Here is a 16,527-nt window from a genome sequence, read left to right as displayed (position 1 = left end):
TACAGTTGTATAAGTAAGCATAGTTCTTTGCTCCCTTTCTCCTCTGATTTTGAAGTTAGTATACTACATGTTTTTTTGAATGAAAAGAAAAATATAAAAAAAATTATAAAAATACGTTTTAGAGACTAAATATTTATCTATATTTTTCTTGTACTGGAAAATAAGTGAGAGATTGGCAGAAGAGTGTAGCATGGTATAATACATATAGAATTAGAAGGTGACAAGGGGTTATTGTAGATGATGAGTAAGTATGAACAAATTTATACAGAAATCAGCAAGTCTATTGATAATAAACAATTAAAAGAAGGATGTAAAATTCCATCAGAAACAGAATTAATGAAGCAGTATGAGGCAAGTCGAGGTACTGTAAGAAAAGCTGTAGATTTATTGCAAGAGCGTGGATATGTTCAAAAAATACATGGAAAAGGTGTTTTTGTTTTAAAGCGAAAAAATATTGAATTTAACTTTGGAGGCATTGTAAGTTTTCAAGAAGAAAACGAGCGTTTAGGCCGTCATTGTATTACAGATGTCGTGGAAATAGAGAAAATGAAAGCGACGAAAGATGTAGCAAAGTTATTAAACGTGAAAGAAAAAACAGAAATAGATTATATTAAACGCGTGCGAAATATTGACGGAGAAAAAGTAATTTTAGATATAAACCATTTTGTATCTGAATATATTCCAGGATTAACGAGAGAAATTGCAACTGAATCGATATATAAATACATTGAGAAAGAATTAGGACTACATATTAGTTATTCACAGAGGGTAATTGAAGTACAGCCATGTACAGATAATGACCGAAAGTATTTAGATTTGAATGGAACAGACTATGTTGTCGTTGTAAAAAACTTTACGCATTTGTATGATGGGAGTCAGTTTGAATATACGGAATCACGTCACCGATTAGATATTTTTCACTTTTCGGATGTGGCGCGAAGAAAATAAAGAGGTGGAACGAATAACGTTTCATCTCTTTTTTTATAAAAAAATAATCAACTCGTATATACGAGTGTTGACTAACTTATATATACGAGTTAATATGTAATTGTAAACGGTATCAAAAAAAGAAAAGAGGGACGGGAATATGGGGAAAGACTATCGTAAAACAGCAGAAGAAGTGCTGCAGTATATTGGAGGGAAAGACAATATTGAACAAGCTGCGCACTGTGTAACGAGGCTCCGTATAGCTTTAAAGGATGAAAGTAAAATAGATAATGATAAATTACAGTCTGTTTCATTAGTAAAGGGAGCGTTTCATAACGCTGGGGTATTTCAAATTGTAATTGGTCCAGGAGACGTAGATCGTGTTTACGCTGAATTGATAACGCTTGCAGGTATGAAAGAATCGACAGTAGCTGATGTAAAAGATTCAGGGGATAAAAAATTAAATCCAGTTCAAAAGTTTGTAAAAGTATTTTCAGATGTATTTATGCCGATTTTACCAGCGATTATTACGGCAGGTTTACTAATGGGGATTAATAACCTGTTAGGAGCGAAGGACTTATTCTTTGATGGGAAAAATTTATTAGATGTTTATCCGAACTTAAGTGGACTTTGGGATTTAATTAATATGATGGCTAATACTGCATTCGTATTCTTACCAGCACTTGTCGGTTGGTCAGCGACGAAGCGTTTTGGTGGTAGTCCGATACTTGGGATTGTTATGGGACTAATGCTTGTGCATCCTGATTTATTAAATGCCTGGAATTATGGAAAAGCAGCAGCTGGTTTAGATGGACAAAAGATTGAGTACTTCGATATTTTAGGTCTATTCCAAATTGAAAAAGTAGGATATCAAGGTCAAATTTTACCGATTTTAGTAGCAGCATTCGTATTAAGTAAAGTGGAAATCTTTTTAAAGAAACATGTACCAAACGCAATTCAATTATTAGTTGTACCAATTACAACAATCGTTGTAACAGGTGTATTAGCATTAGGAATTATTGGTCCAGTTACACGTCATATTGGAGATTTATTAACAGCTGGATTAGTAGGGGTATATGAAACAGTACCAGTACTTGGAGCTGTATTATTTGGAGCATTATATGCACCGTTAGTAATTACAGGTATGCATCATATGTTTATTGCAATTGATTTACAATTAATCGCACAGCATGGTGGTACGTTTATTTGGCCGATGATTGCTCTTTCTAACATTGCACAAGGTAGTGCGGCACTTGCGATGTTCTGGATTTCTAAAAATCAAAATGATAAAAGCATGGCATCGACATCAGCAATTTCAGCGTACTTCGGTATTACAGAGCCAGCGATGTTCGGTGTGAATTTACGAAATAAATTCCCGTTCTATGCAGCGATTATTGGTTCTGCTATAGCGGCGATATTCATTACATTAAATGGCGTATTAGCCCCGGCTATTGGAATTGGCGGATTGCCAGCATTTATTTCTATCATTCCGAAATCGATTCCAATGTTTATTTTAGGGATGATTATCGCAGTGGTAATTCCATTTACGCTAACATGGCTATTTGCGAAACGAGTAAAACAGAAGTAGGAGGAAGTTAAGCATGAAGGATTGGCATAAAAGTGTAGTCTATCAAATTTATCCGAAGAGCTTTAATAGTTACTACAATAAAGGAACGGGCGATATAAAAGGAGTTACAGAGAAACTAGATTATTTGAAAGAACTCGGAGTAGATTATATTTGGTTAACACCGATATACCAGTCGCCACAAAACGATAATGGTTATGATGTCAGTGATTATTATCGTATAGACCCGTCTTACGGAACGATGGAAGAGTTTGAAGCGCTTTTAGAAGAAGCGAAAGCACGTAATATTGAGATTATGCTCGATATTGTTGTAAACCATAGTTCGACAGAGCATAAGTGGTTTAAAGAAGCGAAGGAAGATAAAAATAGTCCGTATCGTAATTATTATATTTGGCGTGATGAAAAGAATAATTGGCAGTCTAAATTTGGCGGATCTGCTTGGAAATATGATGAAAAGACAGAGCAATACTTTTTACATCTATTTGATGAAACGCAAGCGGATTTAAATTGGGAAAATGAAAGGCTTCGTGAAGAAGTGTACGATATGATGCACTTTTGGCTAGATAAAGGTGTAAAAGGATTCCGTCTTGATGTTATTAATTTAATTTCAAAGGATCAAAGGTTTTTAAGTGATGAAGGAAGTACGGCTACAAGTGATGGGCGTAAATATTATACGGATGGCCCACGCGTTCATGAATATTTACAAGAGATGAACCGAAATGTGTTTGAAGGAAAAGATGTTATTACAGTTGGAGAAATGTCATCTACGACAATTGATAATTGCATTAAATATTCAAACCCTGGTCGTAATGAACTAAGCATGACGTTTAGTTTCCACCATTTAAAAGTAGATTATCCGAATGGTGATAAGTGGACGAAAGCTGATTTTGATTTTATTAAATTAAAAGAAATTATGTCTAATTGGCAAATTGAAATGCAAAATGGCGGAGGATGGAATGCATTATTCTGGTGTAATCATGATCAGCCGCGCATTGTGTCACGCTTTGGGGATGATGGGAAGTACCGAAATGAATCAGCTAAAATGTTAGCGACATCTATGCACCTGCTGCAAGGAACGCCTTATATTTATCAAGGGGAAGAAATTGGTATGACGAACCCTAACTTCCGTTCTATTGAGCAATATCGTGATGTAGAATCGTTAAATATATATGATATAAAACAGGAAGAAGGCTTATTAAAAGAAGAGATTATAGAGATTTTAAAACAAAAATCTCGTGATAACTCACGTACTCCGATGCAGTGGAATGAAGAGGTGAATAGCGGTTTCACAACGAATACACCGTGGATTTCCGTAGCTGAAAATTATAAAGAAATTAATGTGGAAAACGCATTAAATGATAAAGAATCTGTATTTTATCATTATAAAAAGTTAATTGAACTTCGAAAAACATATGATGTAATTACAGAAGGGAAATATGATGTTTTAGATAAGAATCACCCTAAGATTTGGGCATATACACGCACTGTGAATAATGAATTATTACTTGTTATAAATAACTTCTATGGAGAAGAAATAACATATTCTGCGCCAGTGAATGTTCAATTGGATGGAATGAAACAAGAAGTATTATTATCCAATTATGGAGACTCAAGCAAGAAGATAAATAATCTCGTGATGAGACCGTATGAGTCAATTGTATATCGATATACGAAATAAAAGGTTGTATGCCCGCGCGGCATACAACCTTTTACTTTAAGACACCACTATACAAAATATTCACTTCTACTTCGGGTTTAAACTTCACTTTTGCATAATCCTTATTCCAATTTTTTTTCTTCCATAAATCAGGGTGATAAGCGATAAGATGTCTTCCAATACCGAAAGCATCACAATTTGCTTTTTGTAGCAGCTGTTTCTAAAGTTTCTTTTGGAAACACACTTATATCTTCTAAGCTTTTAACTTTTTTCTTTAGGAAATCCCCAATCAGTAAATTGTGCAAGTACTTTTAATTCTTCCGGTGTATCTATAAATAAAGCGATACTAAACGAAATGATTTCAACAATGGGAACAGCTTTTTTATGATTTCCAAGATTGAATATATGCCCAATTCCTATTGAAGCAGCGCAGTAATAACTGGCGATAGAAGCTACAAGAGTTATCATCCATATTGGAATGAAAATTAAATCAGTCCGGTCTACAATCCCGATTGTTTGTCCAACTTGGCTCGGCAGACGAATTCCAGCTTCTCGCAATAATTCAAAGATTAATTCCAGTAGTAAGGCTTCAAAAATGGGCGGAAACGGTACTTTTTCTAATGAAGCTTTAATTGTATAAACAAGCTCCAGTGGCAAAACATCAGGGTGGAAAGCCACGGTTGCAATATATATAGCAGGTAAGAGAAAAGCGATTAAAAAACTCATGAGGCGAATCATTCGCACGAAAGAACCGACAATCCACCGATTGTTATAATCATCCGGTGATTGATAAAAGGCAAATAATGTTACGGGAACAATAAGTGCTGTTGGATCGCCATCTGATAAGATGGCAACGCGTCCTTTCATTTATGTGGCCCGCGCACAATCCCTTCATTATCAGGTTCTGTTATATCTCTTTTTAAAGATAAAGCTGTTTCGAAAATACAAAAGTTTTCGACATGCTCATGGAAATATAAAGATTTACCTTGTAATAAAAGTTGCACACCATAATTTAGATTCGTTTCTTTTTTCATATTCAATGTAGAAAAAGCTTTATCTAGTGACAGCTCAGATCGAGTTAATAGTGGCTCAAGAGCTAATTGGTGAATTAAATTTGGATCTGCTAAAGATTCGATATATAAGATTGTTCCTTTTCCATTTTGAAAAGGAACATCTAATTTTTTTATATCATCAGAATGGCAGAGTTTGTTTTCGATGTAATTAATGTTTTCCGAAAGTGATGGAAACATATGCTTTTTGTTATTATCTTGTTGTGAACTTTTCTGTTCGGTCATAATTTCCATCTCCTTTACCTTGAAATTGTTTCTGTTAATTTTTGTTTATTGTGAGAAAATTATGCTTGGGTCATTCAATTTCATAGCAGTACTTCTTACATATATGTCGAATTAAATAGAGGATATTATAGGAGGGATACATATGGAAATAGCTGTAGAACGTGTTTTTACGAACGAGATTTTAGTAAGGGCTGCAAGAGTGTTTCATGTGACAGTAGAAGAAAAGCCACTTGGTGATTTTGAGAATTATATTTTTCATGCGAAGGATAGAAATGATGAAGATTACGTATTACGCTTAACACATTCTTCTCATCGTTCTAAAGAAGAGGTAGAGGCCGAACTAGATTTTTTACGGTATGTTGCAGAGCATGGAGCGAAAGCGGCTGGTCCTTACTACTCAATATTTCAAAACCTTGTAGAAGAAATCGGAGCGGAGGATGGTACTTCTTTTTATGCTTCGTTATTTGTATATGCGAAAGGTGAGCAAGTGAAAGGAGACGAATCGCCTTATTGGGGAGATACTTTCTTTGAAGCATGGGGAAAAGCAATTGGACAACTTCATCGTCTGACAATGAATTATCCTAAAACAGATGACCGTGATACGTGGGAAGAGGATGAGAGTGCAATTGTTCAAGAATTAGAAGATAAGAAAGTGAAAGAGATTGCTACTGTATTGATGGATGAAATAAAAGCTCTTCCAATCGAAAAAGAGACGTTTGGTCTTATGCATGGTGATATTCATCCAGGTAATTTTCATTATGATGGCAAAGATTTAACAATCTTTGATTTTGATGATGCGGCTTATAATTACTTTATACATGATTTAGCAATGGTTCTTTATTACTCTGTACTTTTTACAACGTGGACTGCGGATGAGAAGACGGAATTTGCTCGTAAACAGTTACAGGTGTTAAGAAAGGGCTATGAAAATGAGCACAGGCTAGCGGATAGCTGGTATGAATCGTTACCGTTATTTTTACGTTTACGTGATATAGGCCTATACGGTACGCTTCAAAAGAAGTTTAAAGGGAAAGATATGTCTGATAATTTCAGAGAATTATCAGAACAACTTTATGAAAGAATTATAAAAAAAGAAGCGATTGTGAATATATAATACATTCATATCAAAACAAAGTATGTAAAATAAATATATACTTTGTTTTTTTATACAAAAATATGTTTGTTTTATTAAAATAATATTGTCATAGATTCGGTATACATTATATAATTTTTATATATTCTGAAAATTCTTTATAAAGAGGAGGGGGAATATTGGAAGCTATCGTAAGTTGGATAAATAATATTGTTTGGAGTCCCGCACTTGTCTATTTATGTTTAGGAGCAGGTCTATATTTTTCCATTCGAACGAGGTTTTTACAAGTAAGACATGTAGGAGAAATGGTGAAGCTTACATTTCAAGGAGAAAAATCGGATGCGGGTGTTTCTTCGTTCCAAGCATTAGCACTTTCATTGTCAGGGCGCGTTGGAACAGGAAATATTGCGGGTGTTGCAACGGCTGTTGCATTTGGTGGTCCAGGAGCTGTCTTTTGGATGTGGGCGGTAGCTTTTCTAGGAGCAGGTTCTGCTTATGTAGAATCGACACTTGCACAAATATATAAGACGAAGCATCAAGGACAATTCCGTGGTGGTCCGGCTTATTACATTGAAAAAGGACTAGGGGTTAAATGGTACGCATTAGTGTTCGTTGCAGCAACGATTCTTGCAACGGGGATGCTGTTACCGGGTGTTCAGGCGAATAGTATTGCTGTAAGTTTGGAAACAGCTTTTGGTATTAATACTTCAGTATCCGGAGCGGTATTAGTAGTGGCATTAGCACTTATTATTTTTGGTGGAGTTAAGCGAATTGCTAACGTAGCGCAGGTTGTAGTGCCGTTTATGGCGCTTGGTTATATTTTAGTAGCTTGTGTAATTGTAGCTATGAATATTGAAAAATTACCAGACGCTTTCATGTTAATTTTAAAAAGTGCATTTGCATTAGAAGCAGCTTTTGGTGGAATCATTGGTTTAGCAATTTCTTGGGGTGTAAAACGTGGTATTTATTCAAATGAAGCAGGGCAAGGAACTGGGGCCCATGCGGCGGCAGCTGCTGAAGTATCACATCCAGCTAAACAAGGGTTAGTACAAGCATTTTCCGTTTACATTGATACATTATTTGTTTGTTCAGCAACAGCATTTATGATGATTATTACAGGCATGTATAACGTATTTGATGCAAGCGGAAAAAACTTTATCGTCAATAAATTAAATGGTGCACAGCCAGGTCCTGGTTATACACAGGCAGCAGTAGAGTCTGTTTTCCCTGGATTTGGAAACGGTTTCGTGGCAATCTCTTTATTATTCTTCGCATTTACAACAATTATGGCTTATTACTACATTGCAGAAACGAATATAGCTTACTTAAACCGTGATAAAGACCGCCCTTGGATGTCTATCGTACTAAAGTTTGTATTCTTAGGAGTTGTATTCTACGGTTGTGTAAAAACAGCCGCAACAGCATGGGCTTTAGGTGATATCGGTGTAGGAATCATGGCATGGGTTAATATTATTGCGATTCTATTATTACAAAAACCAGCATTGATCGCATTAAAGGATTATGAAAAGCAGAAAAAAGAAGGAAAAGATCCAGTATTCGATCCGCAGCCTTTAGGAATTAAAAATGCAGATTTCTGGGAGCATGAATACGGGAAAGATAAAAAAGAAGAAGTATCTTAATAGAATAGGAATAGAGGAGCAAAGGGAAAGCCCTTTGCTCTTTTTTATGTGCAAAATGAGGCTGAAAGTTATTTTTTTGCCTATTTTTGAATATAAAAAGAATGTACATGCTTTGTTAGGGGAAGGGGGGAGTTTGTTGATTGAGTTTCGTAATGTAAATAAATATTATGGTAATTTTCAAGTTTTGAAAAATATTAATGTGCAAGTGCAAAAGGGTGAAGTGGTAGTAGTTATTGGGCCTTCAGGGTCAGGGAAAAGTACGTTACTTCGGTGTATAAATCAATTGGAGTCAATTACTGATGGAGAATTGATTGTACAAAATACGGAAGTACACAATGCGAAAACAAATATGAATGAATTGCGTCGAAATATTGGGATGGTCTTTCAACACTTTTATTTATATCCACATAAAACAGTACTTCAAAATATTACACTGGCGCCAATTAAAGTAAATAAAGCATCAAAAGAGGAAGCTGAGAAAACAGCGATGTTTTATTTAGAAAAGGTAGGAATCCCGGAGAAGGCCGGTGTATATCCACATCAACTATCTGGAGGGCAGCAGCAAAGGGTAGCAATTGCAAGAGGGCTTTCGATGCAGCCGAAAATTATGTTGTTTGATGAGCCAACGTCTGCTCTTGATCCAGAGATGATCGGAGAAGTACTTGATGTTATGAAAGCGCTGGCTAAAGAAGGGATGACGATGGTGGTTGTTACACATGAGATGGGATTTGCACGTGAGGTAGCAGATAGGATTTTATTTATGGATGAAGGTCAAATTATTGAAGATACAACACCAGCACAATTTTTTGCAAATCCTGAACAAGAAAGAGCTCGTTTGTTTTTAAGTCGGGTGTTAAATCATTAAAGGAGGAATTTCATGCTTAAAATGAAAAAGTTGTTTACTTTAATTGTATTTTCATGCTTATTCGTGCTCGTTGTCGCTGGATGTGGAAGTAAAAAAGACGAGGCGAAAGAAACAAATACGAAGCAAGGCGGAGTTGTTGAGCAAATTAAGAAGCGCGGGAAATTAGTAGTTGGGGTGAAAAATGATACGAATTTATTTGGATTGAAAAATCCTTCAACAGGGAAGGTAGAAGGATTTGATATTGATGTAGCAAAGGCGCTTGCGAAAAAGATTCTTGGAGATGAAAATAAATTAGAGCTGAAAGAAGTAACTTCTAAAACACGTATTCCTATGCTGAAAAATGGTGATATTGACGCAATTATTGCGACAATGACAATTACGGAAGAACGTAAAAAAGAAGTTGATTTTTCAGATGTATATTTTAAAGCGGGGCAATCGTTACTTGTGAAAAAAGGAAGCAATATTAAAAGTATTGATGATGTGAAAAAAGATGTAAAAGTATTGGCTGTAAAAGGATCAACGTCTACAAATAACATTCGTCAAAAAGCACCGGAAGCGACTGTATTGGAGTTTGAAAATTATAGTGAGGCATTTACAGCGTTAAAAGCAGGCAAAGGCGATGTTTTAACGACAGATAATGCGATTTTGTACGGAATGGCAAAGCAAGATGCAAATTATGAAGTTGTTGGGAAAATCTTTACGGATGAACCGTACGGAATTGCAGTTCAAAAAGGTGCGGACGATTTAACGAAAGAGATTAATAGTTTACTAAAAGATATGAAGGCTAATGGGGAATACGATAAATTGTATGAAAAATGGATCGGTCAAAAACAAGAAAAATAAAGTGAAACTTTAATCAGTGGGGAGGGGGTACTCCTACTGATTATTAGCCTACACTAATCGGGATAAATAGTAAGAATGAGGGGATGAGGGATGCTCATCCTCTTCTTATAAAGAAAGAGGTGATTGTATTTGCCTGATTTTTCTATTTTGACAAACAACATTGATATGTATTTAGAAGGATTTAAATATACGGTAATGTCTAGTGTAATTGCGCTAATAGGAAGTTTTGTTTTAGGGGTTATTATGGCGGTGATGCGTATTGCACCTATTCGTATTTTGAATTGGATTGGGTCCGCATATGTAGAGTTTGTTAGAAATATTCCACTCGTATTAATTGCATTCATTTTCTATTTTGCTTTGCCTGTAATAGGAATTACTTTCAATGGCTTTGTAGCAGGGACAGTTGCGCTTACAGTTTATACAGCAGCCTTTATTGCGGAAGTAATTCGTGCTGGTATTTTATCAGTCGCGAAAGGACAAATGGAAGCAGCGCGCTCTTCAGGGCTAACATACGTACAAGCGATGTATTATATTGTTTTACCTCAAGCGATGAAAATTGTAATCCCTCCTCTAGGAAATCAATTTCTCAATTTAGTAAAAAACTCTTCTATACTCGGAATTATTGCTGGGGCGGATTTAATGTATCAAGGAGATCTAATTTCAACGAAGACGTTCGTTACGTTTGATGTATATATATTTGTCGGGATGTTTTATTTAGTATTAACAATTCCGCTAAGTATGCTAGTGCGTTATTTGGAAAGACGCTTGGCAAAGGAGGCGGTGTAAATGGATTTTCAAGGTGCTATTACGGGAGATCATATATTCTTTTTATTAAAAGGATTGCTTGTAACGCTAGAAGTCGCTCTTGTAGCGATTGTACTTAGTTTTATTATCGGTAGTGTAATAGGAACTTTGCGTTATACAAAAATACCCGTCGTCTCACAAATACTAGGCTTTATCGTTGAAGTCATTCGGAATTTACCCCTTCTTTTAATTATATTTTTTACGTATTTTGCACTTCCAGAGGCAGGTTTGAAATTAGAAATTATAACAGCCGCAATTGTTGCTTTAACGATATTTGAAGCGGCGATGATATCTGAAATTGTTCGAAGTGGTCTATTATCTATCGAAAAAGGACAAATTGAAGCGGCGCGCTCGTCAGGATTAACATATGTCCAAACGATTTGGAACATTATTTTACCGCAAGCGTTGAGAAGAATGGTACCGCCGCTTGTCAGCCAATTTATTTCATTATTAAAGGATACGTCACTAGCAGTTGTTATATCATTGCCGGAGCTTATGCATAATGCTCAAATTATTAGCGGACAGAGCGTAAATTATATGATTCCAACATTTATACTAGCAGCTTGTATGTATTTCATCGTAAATTACAGTTTATCAATTTTATCGAGAAGATTAGAACTTCGTTAACTCTTACAATAATACGTAAGAGTTTTTCCTTATAAACCCTTAATTACCTTAAAATAGAATCTAAATCTCTTAATAATTAAATTTTTATAATGTTTTATCAGAAAAGTTTTAATTTTATATAGAAATTGTAACCGCTTTCGTGTATATTTTTATTATCAGAAAATTTTAAAAAGAGACAGAGGGTTTATAGGGGAGGATTACAATGCAGCAAACAACGAATGATAAATTACATCGTACGATGAAGAGTAGACATTTATTTATGATAGCACTAGGTGGTGTAATCGGGACAGGGTTTTTCCTAGGTTCAGGATACACTATTAATCAAGCTGGACCAGGGGGAGCAATTCTCTCTTATTTAGTGGGCGGGTTTATTATGTATTTAACAATGCTTTGTCTTGGAGAGCTAACGGTAGCGATGCCAGTTTCAGGTTCTTTCCAAAAGTATGCGACGAAGTTTATCGGACCTGGAACTGGATTTATGATCGGCTGGCTATACTGGCTTGGATGGGCAGTAACAGTAGGATTAGAATTAACGTCGATCGGTTTAATGATGAAAAGATGGTTTCCGAATGTTGATGTTTGGGTATGGTGTCTCGTATTCGGGGTTATTTTATATGCTTCAAACGCTATCTCAGCGAAAAGTTATGCTGAATTAGAGTTTTGGTTCTCTAGTATTAAGGTAGTTACAATTATTGCATTCGTTCTACTTGGTGGTAGTGCATTACTAGGATTTTTACCATACGACGGAAAAGAAGCAGCACCTCTTTTCTCTAACTTTGTAAGTGATGGCGGACTATTCCCACATGGACTAGCTGCAGTACTTCTTACGATGATTACAGTTAACTTTTCATTCCAAGGAACAGAGTTAATCGGGATTGCAGCAGGAGAGAGTCAGGAGCCTGAAAAAACAATTCCACGCGCAATTCGTAATACAGTATGGCGCATTATGTTATTCTTCATTTTAACAATGACAATTTTAGTAGGATTAATTTCTTGGAAAGAAGCAGGAGTAATTGAAAGTCCATTCGTAGTTGTATTTGATAAAATTGGTATTCCATATGCAGCGGATATTATGAACTTCGTTATTATTACTGCTTTATTATCTGTAGCGAACTCAGGATTATATGCAGCAACGCGTATACTATGGTCACTTGCAAATGAAGGAATGGCACCAAATTCTTTCAAGAAAGTAAATAAGCGTGGTATTCCGATTACAGCGTTAGTCGTAACAATTGCTGTTGCGGCGTTATCTTTATTAACAAGCTTCCTTGCAGAAGATACAGTATATATGTATTTATTATCTATAGCTGGTTTATCCGCTGTTTCAAGTTGGATCATTATTGCTTTATCACAACTTCGCTTTAGAAGTCAGTATATAAAAGGCGGAGGAAAGTTAGAGGACTTAAAGTATAGAACACCACTATATCCGATTGTTCCAATTTTAGCTTTAATTACAAATAGTATCGTTGTTATTAGTTTAGCGTTTATTCCTGAACAACGAATGGCGTTATATTGTGGTGTTCCATTTATCATTTTCTGCTACATATATTATTATATGAGTAAGAAGCGGCAGAAACCGATGAAAGTGGAGATGGAAGCGAAGTATGAAAATAAAAATCAAGCATGATAATATTCGAGCAGATTTATCGTATGACAAATTAGCAATCGGAAAAGAAGATGGGTATTCACCGTTAGAATTACTCGTTTCTTCTATTGCAGGATGTAGTGCAATTGTTTTTCGAACGATTTTAGAAAAGAAACGTATTACATACGATACGTTTACAATTGAAACTGAAATTGGGAGAAGTGAAGCTTTATCAAAACCAGTTGAAAGTATTCATTTGCACTACAAAATAAAAGCACAAGGTATTACTGAAGAACAATTAGACAAGGCACTGCAACTTGCGGTAAAGAACTGTACGATCGTTCAATCTGTAAAGGATAGTATAAAGGTTACAGAAACAATTGAATTAATAAAGTGAAACTTTAATCAGTGGGTGTTTATCCCCACTGATTATTAGTTGAATCAATCGGGCTTTTACGGGCAGTTGACCTCCTATCTAACTCCTTTGCTTTACAGCAGAATTTTGAGATAGGAGTCTTACTGCCGGTTAATGCGGGATAAAGTGAAATGTAAAAACGTGAGAATAGGGCGCTCACGTTTTTATTTTTTTGAAAGAGGAATTCTCTTATGTCTTTTTAGTCTCCATACATATTTAAAACTTCTTTCGCACGTATACGTAAACCATCTATTAATTCTTTCGGTTCTAAAACTTTTGCATCTTTTCCAAGCCGATAAAATAAAGGGGTAATAAAATTGATTTCCCCTTTATCAATTGTTGAATTTATATACCCTGTACCATCTTCGTTTATCACTACAAAATCTTCAAGGTAAGGAACGCTTTTACATTGGCGCACGCCTTCTGTCGTTAATAAAACATGTAACTGAGTGGGAATGATTATTACGTTAGAGTTAGAGGCAAACCATTCTTCTAAATTCATGAATGTATCTTCATTTTCTTCCATTGATAATATGGAAAGAATACGATCGACACGATACAGTAATACTTTTTTTCTACTAAAGTCATAGGATGGCAAATACCATAAACCATCGTGAGCATATACACCGATAGGATGAACATGTTTTGTTTTTATTCCAGATTTAGATTCGTATTGAAAGTGTAAATTTTTATTTTCAATAGCTGCTGTTAACACTTCTTTTAAAAGTGGTGTATCAATTGTCCTCTTCGGATTCCAAAAAGCAATATAAGAACGTATTTTATCAACTTTAGCTTTCGCATCATTTTGTAGAGAGCCATATAGTTTATGTGTAACGGAATTGATTTCCGTATTAAAAGGCAAGTTACGATAGTAGCTTAAAGATTGAAAAGCAAAAAAGATGGAGACAGCTTCTTCTTCAGTGAATAAAATAGGTGGAATTACTCTATTCGTTAATACTTTATATCCTCCGTTGCGCCCCTGTTCAGCGTAAATGGGTAACCCCATATCACTCAAATCTAAAATGTATCTATGAACAGTACGAATAGATATATTGAATTCATCAGCTATTTCTTGAGCTGTAAATTTTCTTTTTGCAGAGGCGAATATAAGAATGTCTAATAAACGTTTTGCTTTTGACAAGGATATCACCTTTTTCTTTTTTAAACATGACATTAATTGTCATGTTTTATTGTTAGTATATTGCTTACATCATAATCTTATCAATATGAGACGCGAGGAGGAAAAAATATGTCACGTGAAGTTGTTTTATTTATTGCAGCTAGTTTGGATGGATTTATCGCGAAAGAAGACGATGATTTACAGTGGTTAATGGAAACTGAAGGAGAGGGTGATAACGGTTATACAGAAATGTATGAATCGATTGATGCAATAATCATGGGGAAGAGAACGTATGATTACGTGGTAGAGCATACGGAAACATTCCCGTACCTAGATAAAAAATGTTATGTTTTTTCTAATTCAGAAAAAGGCACAAACGGACATGTAGAGTTTGTAAATGAAGATGTAGTGGAGTTTACAAAAAAGTTAAAAGAGGAGGAAGGATCTAAAATATGGATGGTCGGTGGAGGGAGTCTACTGAGAGAATTTTTTAAGGGTAATTTAATTGATGAATATATCGTTACGATTACACCTCATATATTAGGTTCTGGTATTCCGTTATTTAAAGAAAAGAATCCACAAATTGATTTAACTTTAACGGATACAAAACGTTTTGGACAGTTTGTAAACTTATATTATAAAAGAAAATCCTAAATGATAACAAAACCCGGCTATGAATGCATAGTCGGGTTTTGTTATCAAGATGGTAATGAAATTACAAAGCAAGATCCATGACCAACTTCACTCGTTACAGTAATATTTCCGCCGTGTAGTTCTACAATTTCTTTCACGATAGAGAGTCCTAAGCCAGCTCCGCCTGTAGCTCTGGAGCGCGCTTTATCAACGCGGTAAAAGCGATCGAAAATGTGAGGGAGGTCTTCTTGTAGAATACCTTCGCCTTCGTCCTCAATTTTGATGGAAATACGTTTATGTTCTTCTGTAACAGAAATATTGATAGGAGAATGTTCCTTCGAATGCCTATACGCGTTATTTAAAATGTTAACCATAACTTGCTCAAAACGCTGCTCATCTAGTTTTACTAAGAGTGAGGGAGGACATGTGAAAACAACTCTAATTTGTTTTTCTCCGTACATAACATTTATTTTTTCAATGATGCGAGTAAGGAAGGTTTGTAAATGTACTTCTTTTATTTGAATAGAAAAGCTATGCTTTTCCATTTGAGCAAGTAAAAATAAATCTTGGACTAGGTTCGTAATGTAATCAGATTCGTCTTTTATAATGGATAAATATCGTAAACGTTGCTCAGGAGCTGTACTTTCTTTTAATGCAATGTCAGCATAACCTCTTACGTACGTTAAAGGTGTTCGTAATTCATGAGCAACACTTGCTAAAAATTCGCTACGCTCGGTTTTCATATAATGTAGATCATTTGCGAGGGTTTGAATGGACTCTGCAAGTTCACCAATTTCGTCATTTCGAGTAGTAGTTAAAGAAACGGATAAATCGCCCTTACTCATTTTTTCAGTTGCATGTTTCATGTGTAACAATGGCTTTGTTAATAAACGAGATAATAGAAAAATTGTGACGGCTGTTAATAGGAAAGTCACGATGCCGGCAATAATAAATTGTTTTGTTAAGCCATTAATCATTTCTTCAATTGATGTTGTTCCGAGAAACATATAAACATAACCTTCTAATTTTCCATTTACTACAATGGGACTCACTGTACATATATAATTAGATGTTTTCCAATGATTTTCTATAATAGATCCATTGTGATCTGTACTCGTATTCATCTCTGCAATATGCTTTTTTATAGTTGTATCTAGCTCGTTAGATTTTGCTAGTACTTCCTTATTTGCATTTGTAATAACAACGGTTGTTTCAGCTTCGGATTCCATTAAAGCGACGTGGGAGATTGTTTGCCTGTCAAAATATTTTTCAAGGACATCTCGGTGACTATTTCCACGCTTTAATAAAGCGGTCATTTCTTCATTTACTCTATTGTTTACAAGGCTATAATAGAGCAGGACGAATAGAACACTTTCGATTAAAAGCGTAACAATTAGAAAATAAAATCCGAGTTGAATAGAGATTCGTTTCATTATTT

General features: G+C 35.2%; 14 protein-coding genes and 2 pseudogenes. 12 read left to right on the top strand and 4 right to left on the bottom strand.

The window, feature by feature from the left end; translation table 11 throughout:
• Window positions 1–237: 237 nt before the first annotated feature.
• The 3 genes from treR to treC all read left to right on the top strand — a co-directional run bounded on the left by treR (window position 238) and on the right by treC (window position 4,190).
• Window positions 238–948 (top strand): trehalose operon repressor, encoded by a 711-nt coding sequence (treR, locus tag ACTFQM_RS21870; protein ID WP_440036250.1) that lies wholly within the window; start codon window positions 238–240, stop codon window positions 946–948.
• Between the two features lie 139 nt (window positions 949–1,087).
• Window positions 1,088–2,515 (top strand): PTS system trehalose-specific EIIBC component, encoded by a 1,428-nt coding sequence (gene treP, locus ACTFQM_RS21865; RefSeq protein WP_071717558.1) that lies wholly within the window; start codon window positions 1,088–1,090, stop codon window positions 2,513–2,515.
• Between the two features lie 13 nt (window positions 2,516–2,528).
• Window positions 2,529–4,190 (top strand): alpha,alpha-phosphotrehalase, encoded by a 1,662-nt coding sequence (gene treC, locus ACTFQM_RS21860; protein ID WP_440036249.1) that lies wholly within the window; start codon window positions 2,529–2,531, stop codon window positions 4,188–4,190.
• A 31-nt stretch (window positions 4,191–4,221) separates the two neighbouring features.
• On the opposite strand, the pseudogene ACTFQM_RS21855 reads toward treC, so the two are convergent.
• Window positions 4,222–4,380 (bottom strand): annotated as a pseudogene (locus ACTFQM_RS21855) (Ger(x)C family spore germination C-terminal domain-containing protein); the annotation flags it as partial.
• 50 nt (window positions 4,381–4,430) lie between these two features.
• Window positions 4,431–5,464, bottom strand: a pseudogene (locus ACTFQM_RS21850) (GerAB/ArcD/ProY family transporter).
• Between the two features lie 142 nt (window positions 5,465–5,606).
• Between ACTFQM_RS21850 and ACTFQM_RS21845 the strand changes: the two are divergent.
• The 8 genes from ACTFQM_RS21845 to ACTFQM_RS21810 all read left to right on the top strand — a co-directional run bounded on the left by ACTFQM_RS21845 (window position 5,607) and on the right by ACTFQM_RS21810 (window position 13,318).
• Window positions 5,607–6,578, top strand: coding sequence for a phosphotransferase enzyme family protein (locus ACTFQM_RS21845; RefSeq protein WP_440036248.1), 972 nt, complete (start codon window positions 5,607–5,609; stop codon window positions 6,576–6,578).
• A 158-nt stretch (window positions 6,579–6,736) separates the two neighbouring features.
• Entirely contained in the window at window positions 6,737–8,197 is a 1,461-nt protein-coding gene (locus ACTFQM_RS21840) for an alanine/glycine:cation symporter family protein (RefSeq protein ID WP_025149802.1), read from the top strand.
• Window positions 8,198–8,243: 46 nt separating this feature from the next.
• A complete protein-coding gene (locus tag ACTFQM_RS21835; RefSeq protein WP_440036319.1) occupies window positions 8,244–9,062 on the top strand; it encodes an amino acid ABC transporter ATP-binding protein in 819 nt (272 codons plus the stop codon).
• Between the two features lie 12 nt (window positions 9,063–9,074).
• The gene (gene glnH, locus ACTFQM_RS21830; protein ID WP_440036247.1) at window positions 9,075–9,905 is read left to right on the top strand and encodes a glutamine ABC transporter substrate-binding protein GlnH; all 831 of its coding nucleotides are present in this window, start codon (window positions 9,075–9,077) and stop codon (window positions 9,903–9,905) included.
• 129 nt (window positions 9,906–10,034) lie between these two features.
• Window positions 10,035–10,691 (top strand): amino acid ABC transporter permease, encoded by a 657-nt coding sequence (locus ACTFQM_RS21825; RefSeq protein ID WP_098306268.1) that lies wholly within the window; start codon window positions 10,035–10,037, stop codon window positions 10,689–10,691.
• The gene (locus tag ACTFQM_RS21820) at window positions 10,692–11,336 is read left to right on the top strand and encodes an amino acid ABC transporter permease (protein WP_440036246.1); all 645 of its coding nucleotides are present in this window, start codon (window positions 10,692–10,694) and stop codon (window positions 11,334–11,336) included.
• 202 nt (window positions 11,337–11,538) lie between these two features.
• Window positions 11,539–12,963: an amino acid permease gene (locus ACTFQM_RS21815; RefSeq protein ID WP_440036245.1), complete on the top strand. Its 1,425-nt coding sequence runs from the start codon at window positions 11,539–11,541 to the stop codon at window positions 12,961–12,963.
• Window positions 12,941–13,318, top strand: coding sequence for an OsmC family protein (locus tag ACTFQM_RS21810; protein WP_071717566.1), 378 nt, complete (start codon window positions 12,941–12,943; stop codon window positions 13,316–13,318). The genes ACTFQM_RS21815 and ACTFQM_RS21810 overlap by 23 nt, the downstream gene beginning before the upstream one ends.
• A 217-nt stretch (window positions 13,319–13,535) precedes the next feature.
• Here ACTFQM_RS21810 and ACTFQM_RS21805 read toward each other — a convergent pair whose 3' ends face one another.
• Window positions 13,536–14,477 carry a helix-turn-helix transcriptional regulator gene (locus ACTFQM_RS21805; protein WP_440036244.1) on the bottom strand — a complete coding sequence of 314 codons (942 nt, stop codon included), beginning with the start codon at window positions 14,475–14,477 and terminating at the stop codon, window positions 13,536–13,538.
• 108 nt (window positions 14,478–14,585) lie between these two features.
• Here ACTFQM_RS21805 and ACTFQM_RS21800 point away from each other — a divergent pair, with 108 nt between their 5' ends.
• A complete protein-coding gene (locus tag ACTFQM_RS21800) occupies window positions 14,586–15,110 on the top strand; it encodes a dihydrofolate reductase family protein (protein WP_440036243.1) in 525 nt (174 codons plus the stop codon).
• 44 nt (window positions 15,111–15,154) lie between these two features.
• On the opposite strand, the gene ACTFQM_RS21795 is transcribed toward ACTFQM_RS21800, so the two are convergent.
• Window positions 15,155–16,522: a sensor histidine kinase gene (locus tag ACTFQM_RS21795; protein ID WP_440036241.1), complete on the bottom strand. Its 1,368-nt coding sequence runs from the start codon at window positions 16,520–16,522 to the stop codon at window positions 15,155–15,157.
• Window positions 16,523–16,527 lie beyond the last annotated feature (5 nt).

The organism is Bacillus cereus group sp. MYBK30-2 (genome assembly GCF_051915945.1).
GTDB lineage: Bacteria > Bacillota > Bacilli > Bacillales > Bacillaceae_G > Bacillus_A > Bacillus_A paramycoides.
Note: the sequence above shows the minus strand (reverse complement) of the source record. Positions and strands in the feature narration are given on the sequence as shown.

Bases quoted from the DNA above. Each gene is read 5' to 3' on its own strand.
- treR (WP_440036250.1), top strand. From the start codon at position 238: ATGATGAGTAAGTATGAACAAATTTATACAGAAATCAGCAAGTCTATT.
- treP (WP_071717558.1), top strand. From the start codon at position 1,088: ATGGGGAAAGACTATCGTAAAACAGCAGAAGAAGTGCTGCAGTATATT.
- treC (WP_440036249.1), top strand. From the start codon at position 2,529: ATGAAGGATTGGCATAAAAGTGTAGTCTATCAAATTTATCCGAAGAGC.
- ACTFQM_RS21845 (WP_440036248.1), top strand. From the start codon at position 5,607: ATGGAAATAGCTGTAGAACGTGTTTTTACGAACGAGATTTTAGTAAGG.
- ACTFQM_RS21835 (WP_440036319.1), top strand. From the start codon at position 8,244: ATGTGCAAAATGAGGCTGAAAGTTATTTTTTTGCCTATTTTTGAATAT.
- glnH (WP_440036247.1), top strand. From the start codon at position 9,075: ATGCTTAAAATGAAAAAGTTGTTTACTTTAATTGTATTTTCATGCTTA.
- ACTFQM_RS21820 (WP_440036246.1), top strand. From the start codon at position 10,692: ATGGATTTTCAAGGTGCTATTACGGGAGATCATATATTCTTTTTATTA.
- ACTFQM_RS21815 (WP_440036245.1), top strand. From the start codon at position 11,539: ATGCAGCAAACAACGAATGATAAATTACATCGTACGATGAAGAGTAGA.
- ACTFQM_RS21810 (WP_071717566.1), top strand. From the start codon at position 12,941: ATGAAAATAAAAATCAAGCATGATAATATTCGAGCAGATTTATCGTAT.
- ACTFQM_RS21800 (WP_440036243.1), top strand. From the start codon at position 14,586: ATGTCACGTGAAGTTGTTTTATTTATTGCAGCTAGTTTGGATGGATTT.
- ACTFQM_RS21795 (WP_440036241.1), bottom strand. From the start codon at position 16,522: ATGAAACGAATCTCTATTCAACTCGGATTTTATTTTCTAATTGTTACG.